This window comes from Bradyrhizobium sp. (genome assembly GCF_019244115.1).
Lineage (GTDB): Bacteria > Pseudomonadota > Alphaproteobacteria > Rhizobiales > Xanthobacteraceae > Bradyrhizobium.
This window is the reverse complement of sequence record NZ_JAFATE010000558.1, coordinates 1-4,915: the sequence shown is the minus strand read 5'-3', so window position 1 is coordinate 4,915 and position 4,915 is coordinate 1. Positions and strand designations below refer to the sequence as shown.

Genomic DNA, 4,915 nt, shown 5'->3' with positions numbered 1-4,915 from the left:
CCCGCTCAAAGCGGGGCATGGACCGTTGAGAATGATGCGGGTCGTCCCGAGCCACGTCGTCGCATTCCCGCGGCGCGATTGCGTCCGGGCTGTGCGTCGATCGCGTCCCTCTGAAATCGAGAGGGCGCAGGGAAGGCCGGGTGGCTGGCCGCACCCATGGCCCGCCAGCAAAGAAAAAGCTGGCGGCAGTTACCACAGGTTCAGCCAAGTCCGGCATTCCCTGCGCGACGGTTTTAACGCTTATATCGCGCTCTCCCTGGGAACCGGGCTTTCTTGCTCCCATCACGCGCGAGATCATCATCTTGCGCGCTTGACACCAGCGTCGGGGTGTCAGGACCACACGACTTCACGTCCGCGCTGTCGATGCTCGTCGTGCATCGTCCTCGCGTCCATCGCATCCCCGCCTCACGTATCGTGACGATCGCGCGTACGTCCCTCTGCATCGAGGCGGGATGCGCACACCATACTTCTGATTTACGAAAACAGCAAAGCGAAATATTTTTTTCCGTAGGGCTGGACAGCATTTCTGAAAAACTGCCCGTCGGGCAAATCACTGGCATTCACGCCTCTTCGTTCGTTGACAAGGACGTGGATGGCCGGGACATCTCGCGCGAAGTCGCGCTTCGCGCTTTTGCCCGGCCATGACGAGGTGGATCCTTCGCGAGACATTGATCCTGTTTCGGATTGCTTCGCGCTTGCGCCGAGCTAGTCCCCACTCGGCGGCGCGAGCGGCTGCACGATCTCCTTGAATGGCGGTAGCGCTTCGCACCTGTCCGCGTGGGCTGCGAGCGCGCCATAGCGCGAGGTATCGAACAGGTTTGGATGCGCCTCGCGCGTAAAGCGCAGCACGCAGGCGATCGCGATATCGGCATGCGCGATATGGTCGCCGAACAGATAGGACGTCTTTGCCGCGGCCCGCTCCTGCTCCAGCACCGCGAGCACGCCGGAAATCTGCGCCGCGCAGCGTTCGACCCAGATTTTTGATTGCTCCTTGCGCAGCACGCGTTCGTAGATCAGGCTGACGGCCTTGTCACCGAGCCCGGTCGCCAGCGCCAGACTACGCAGATGCCTGCGCCGCTGCGGCCCGCTCTCCGGGATCATGGCCCTGCCCGGTCCGACATGCTCGTCGAGATGGTCGAGGATCGCGGTCGAATCGATCAGCGCCTCGCCGTCGTCGAGCACCAGCGTCGGCACGCGCAGCAGCGGATTATAGGGCGCGATCTTCGCCGCATCGCCAAAGGTCGACCATGGCCTGTGCTCGAAGGCGATGCCGTAAAGCCGGAGGGCGATCGCAACCCGGCGGACGAAGGGGGAATCATATTGGCCGATGAGAAACATGGTGCCCTCTTTGGTCATGGCCGGGCGCCTGCCGCCGGCTCGATCACTATGTCATCAGAGGGAACAGGGATGACCGGATCAACTGCGCGCATCACGACCCTGCCATGCAGCGGCTCCGCCGCGCCTCATACATGCTCCCGGATGGCCCGCTTGACCGCGTCGATCGCAGCCTCGTTCCGCTTGTACATGGTCCACTGCTTGATGCGCTTGGCGCGCACGAGTTTTGCCGCCGTCAGCACCCGCATGTGCTCGCTCAGGGTCGGCGCGCTGACGCCGAGCTTTTCGGCGATCAGGACGCCGCACACGCCGTCCTCGACCAGGTCGCCGTCGACCTGGTCGCGAAAATGCCGCCTGGGATCGCGCAGCCAGTCAAGAATCTGCAGCCGCCGCTCGTTGGCCAGCGCCCGCAGGGCAGTTGCAATTTTCATTTAGGCATTTTGCCAATTAGCTAATTGCCGTCAAGGCGGAAAAGCGCTATCAGTCCCTGCCATGACCCCCTCATCTCCGATCACCCGCGAGCGCATCGCCGCGACCGAAAGCGTCATCCGTCCCCATATTCGCCGCACGCCCCTTCTGAAGGCGGATCTGGCCGATTTCGGCCTTGCGCCGGGCGCGCTGACCTTCAAGCTGGAAACGCTGCAACATTCCGGTTCGTTCAAGGCGCGTGGCGCGTTCGCCAATCTCCTGCTGCGCAAAGCACCGGAGGCCGGCGTGGCTGCGGCGTCCGGAGGCAATCATGGTGCCGCGGTCGCCTATGCCGCGCACCGGCTGGGGGTGCCCGCGACCATCTTCGTGTCGGAAATCACCTCGCCCGCGAAGATCGAACGCATCCGCAGCTATGGTGCTCGCCTGGTGGTCGGGGGCAATCGCTATGCCGATGCGCTCGCGGCCAGCGAGAAGCATGTCGCGCAGAGCGGCGCCATGCCGGTCCATGCCTACGACCAGGCGGAGACGCTGCTCGGCCAGGGCAGCGTCGGCCTGGAACTCGAGCAGGACGCGCCCGAGACCGACACGCTGCTGGTTGCTGTCGGTGGCGGCGGGCTGATCGGCGGCATCGCGGCATGGTATGCCGGGCGAACCAGGATCATCGCCGTCGAACCCGAGCAGGCGCCGACCTTGCATGCGGCGCTCGCGGCGGGCGAGCCGGTCGACGCACCGGCCGGCGGCATCGCCGGCGACAGTCTCGCACCGCGCCGCGTCGGCAGCCTAATGTTTCCGATCGCACAGGCGCATGTCGAGAAGGTCGTGCTGGTCAGCGACGACGCGATCCGGCAGGCCCAACTGGCGTTGTGGTCGACGCTGCGCGTGGTGGTCGAGCCCGGCGGAGCGGCCGCCTTCGCAGCGCTGCTCTCGGGGCAGTATCGCCCCGCACCCGGCGAGCGGGTCGCGGTGCTGCTGTGCGGCGCCAATACGACCGCGGTGGATTTCGGCCGATAGGGGCGCGACGTCGCACGCTCACGCGATGATCGGCACGTGCCTGGCGACATCGCGCGGCGCCGTGCCGTCGAGGCGCGGGTCGTCCGCGATCTCGATCTGGCGGCGAAATGGGCGAAAGCCGGCGCGCTGGTAGAATGACAGTGCGGCCGGATGGTCGAACGTGCAGGTGTGAACCCAGACCCGACTGACCGGCTTCGACCATGCGCGCTCGAGCGCGCTGTTCATCAGGAATCCGCTGGCGCCCGTGCCGATCAAGCTTTCGGTGACGCCAAAGAAGACGATTTCGCAATCGGCCGGTTCGCGAAAATCGAGCTCCAGCAGGCCTTCGTCGCGGCCTTCATGCTGGAGCGCAAAGATCTCGACGCCCGGCGCCCGGATGACCGCGGCGAGGTCCGCGTCCGGCATGCGTGCCCGCGAAAACCACAACCATTCCTCGCCGACGCGTCGATAAAGATCGCGGAACCAGTCGATGTCGGGCGTTTCCACCCGGCGCAGCGTCCGGCGGTCCACTGGATGACGCGGCAGAAGGGGACACTGCAGCATTTGGAGATGGGTGACGACCGCGGCAATCTTGCCGGCAGGAACGTCAAAATAGCCGTCGGGCAGGATCATCGGACTGGTCCGGGCTGCGGACGCGTTTGTGGCCGGGCCTGACCCGGCCATCCATCGTCGGCGTAAAACACTCCTACGTGTTGCTGGATGCCTGAATCAAGTCCGGGCATGTCGAGCGGATAACGGCCCCTTGAGGCGATCACCCCTCCGCCTCGTCGCTCGCGAGCACGCCGCGAACGGCGCGTGCCCAGCCGGCAAGCTTCCGCTCGCGCGTCGCCGCGCTCATGCTCGGCTTGAAGCGATGTTCGAGCCGCCAGTTGTCGGCGAATTTTTGCGGCTCCGGATAGACGCCGGCGGCGAGTCCGGCGAGATAGGCCGCGCCGAGCGCCGTGGTCTCCTGGATCATCGGACGGTCGACCGGCGCATCCAGCAGGTCTGCGAGCCGCTGCATGGTCCAGTCGGAGGCCGTCATGCCGCCGTCGACGCGCAGCACGATGGTCGCGGCGCTCGCGTCCGGCCAGTCGGCACGCATCGCCGCCCAGAGATCAAAAGTCTGGTAGCAGACGCTTTCCAGCACGGCATGCGCGAGTTCGGCGGGTCCCGAATTGCGCGTCAGCCCGAACAGCGCGCCGCGCACGTTCGGGTTCCAGTAGGGCGCGCCGAGGCCGACGAACGCCGGCACGAGATAGACGCTCTGCATCGAATCGGATTTGTCCGCGAGCGGGCCGGTCTCCGCCGCCTGCTTGATGATGCCGAGGCCATCGCGCAGCCATTGCACCGCCGAGCCCGCGACGAAGATCGAGCCTTCGAGCGCATAGGTTCGCTTGCCGCCGAGCTGATAAGCGATCGTCGTGAGCAGCTTGTTGTTCGAGGCAACCGGTGTCGTGCCTGTATTGAGCAGCGCAAAACAGCCGGTGCCATAGGTCGACTTCATCATGCCCGGCGTAAAGCAGGCCTGCCCGATGGTCGCGGCCTGCTGGTCGCCGGCGATGCCGGAGATCGCGATCTTGCCGCCGAACAGGTCCGCCGTGGTCTCGCCGAACAGGTGCGAGGAATCCTTCACCACGGGCAGCAGCGAGCGCGGCACGCGCAAAAGCTTCAGCAGATCATCGTCCCACTGGCCGGTGTGGATGTTGAACAATAGCGTGCGCGAGGCGTTGGTGGCATCGGTCGCATGCACCTTGCCGCCGGTGAGCCGCCACAGCAAATAGCAATCCACCGTGCCGAACAACAGTTCGCCGGCTTCGGCGCGCGCCCGCGCGCCGGGGACATGGTCGAGGATCCAGGCGACTTTGGTGCCCGAGAAATACGGGTCGATGATCAGGCCGGTCTTTTGCGAAATCATCGGCTCGTGGCCGTCGGCCTTGAGTCTCGCACAGATGTCGGCCGTGCGGCGGTCCTGCCAGACGATGGCGCGGTGCACGGCCTGCCCGGTGGCGCGGTCCCACACCACGGTGGTCTCGCGCTGGTTGGTGATGCCGATCGCGGCGATGTCTTTGGCGGTGAGCCCGGCTTTTTCCAGCGCATCGCGGCAGGTCATGACCGTCGAGGTCCAGATGTCCTCCGGCTCATGCTCGACCCAGCCCGA

General features: G+C 65.7%; 6 protein-coding genes. 2 read left to right on the top strand and 4 right to left on the bottom strand.

Features of this window, described 5'->3' with window-relative positions; all coding sequences use genetic code 11:
- Positions 1 to 363: 363 nt before the first annotated feature.
- Positions 364 to 645, top strand: coding sequence for a hypothetical protein (locus JOZ76_RS24930; protein WP_291703134.1), 282 nt, complete (start codon positions 364 to 366; stop codon positions 643 to 645).
- A 60-nt stretch (positions 646 to 705) separates the two neighbouring features.
- Here the strand turns inward: JOZ76_RS24930 and JOZ76_RS24925 are convergent, their stop codons facing one another.
- A complete protein-coding gene (locus JOZ76_RS24925; RefSeq protein WP_291703135.1) occupies positions 706 to 1,338 on the bottom strand; it encodes a glutathione S-transferase family protein in 633 nt (210 codons plus the stop codon).
- A gap of 125 nt (positions 1,339 to 1,463) precedes the next feature.
- The gene (locus JOZ76_RS24920; RefSeq protein ID WP_291703133.1) at positions 1,464 to 1,766 is read right to left on the bottom strand and encodes an ArsR/SmtB family transcription factor; all 303 of its coding nucleotides are present in this window, start codon (positions 1,764 to 1,766) and stop codon (positions 1,464 to 1,466) included.
- A gap of 61 nt (positions 1,767 to 1,827) precedes the next feature.
- Between JOZ76_RS24920 and JOZ76_RS24915 the strand changes: the two genes are divergently transcribed.
- On the top strand, positions 1,828 to 2,775 hold the full coding sequence (locus tag JOZ76_RS24915) for a threonine/serine dehydratase (RefSeq protein WP_291703128.1): 948 nt from the start codon (positions 1,828 to 1,830) through the stop codon (positions 2,773 to 2,775).
- Positions 2,776 to 2,793: 18 nt separating this feature from the next.
- Here the strand turns inward: JOZ76_RS24915 and JOZ76_RS24910 are convergent, their stop codons facing one another.
- Positions 2,794 to 3,387, bottom strand: coding sequence for a GNAT family N-acetyltransferase (locus tag JOZ76_RS24910; RefSeq protein WP_291703124.1), 594 nt, complete (start codon positions 3,385 to 3,387; stop codon positions 2,794 to 2,796).
- Positions 3,388 to 3,526: 139 nt separating this feature from the next.
- Positions 3,527 to 4,915: glycerol kinase GlpK (gene glpK, locus JOZ76_RS24905; protein ID WP_291703118.1), on the bottom strand; the 1,389-nt coding region annotated here is incomplete at its 5' end.

What these genes read in the sequence shown, in the direction of transcription:
- JOZ76_RS24930 (WP_291703134.1), top strand. Translation starts at nt 364, where the DNA reads ATGCTCGTCGTGCATCGTCCTCGCGTCCATCGCATCCCCGCCTCACGT.
- JOZ76_RS24925 (WP_291703135.1), bottom strand. Translation starts at nt 1,338, where the DNA reads ATGTTTCTCATCGGCCAATATGATTCCCCCTTCGTCCGCCGGGTTGCG.
- JOZ76_RS24920 (WP_291703133.1), bottom strand. Translation starts at nt 1,766, where the DNA reads ATGAAAATTGCAACTGCCCTGCGGGCGCTGGCCAACGAGCGGCGGCTG.
- JOZ76_RS24915 (WP_291703128.1), top strand. Translation starts at nt 1,828, where the DNA reads ATGACCCCCTCATCTCCGATCACCCGCGAGCGCATCGCCGCGACCGAA.
- JOZ76_RS24910 (WP_291703124.1), bottom strand. Translation starts at nt 3,387, where the DNA reads ATGATCCTGCCCGACGGCTATTTTGACGTTCCTGCCGGCAAGATTGCC.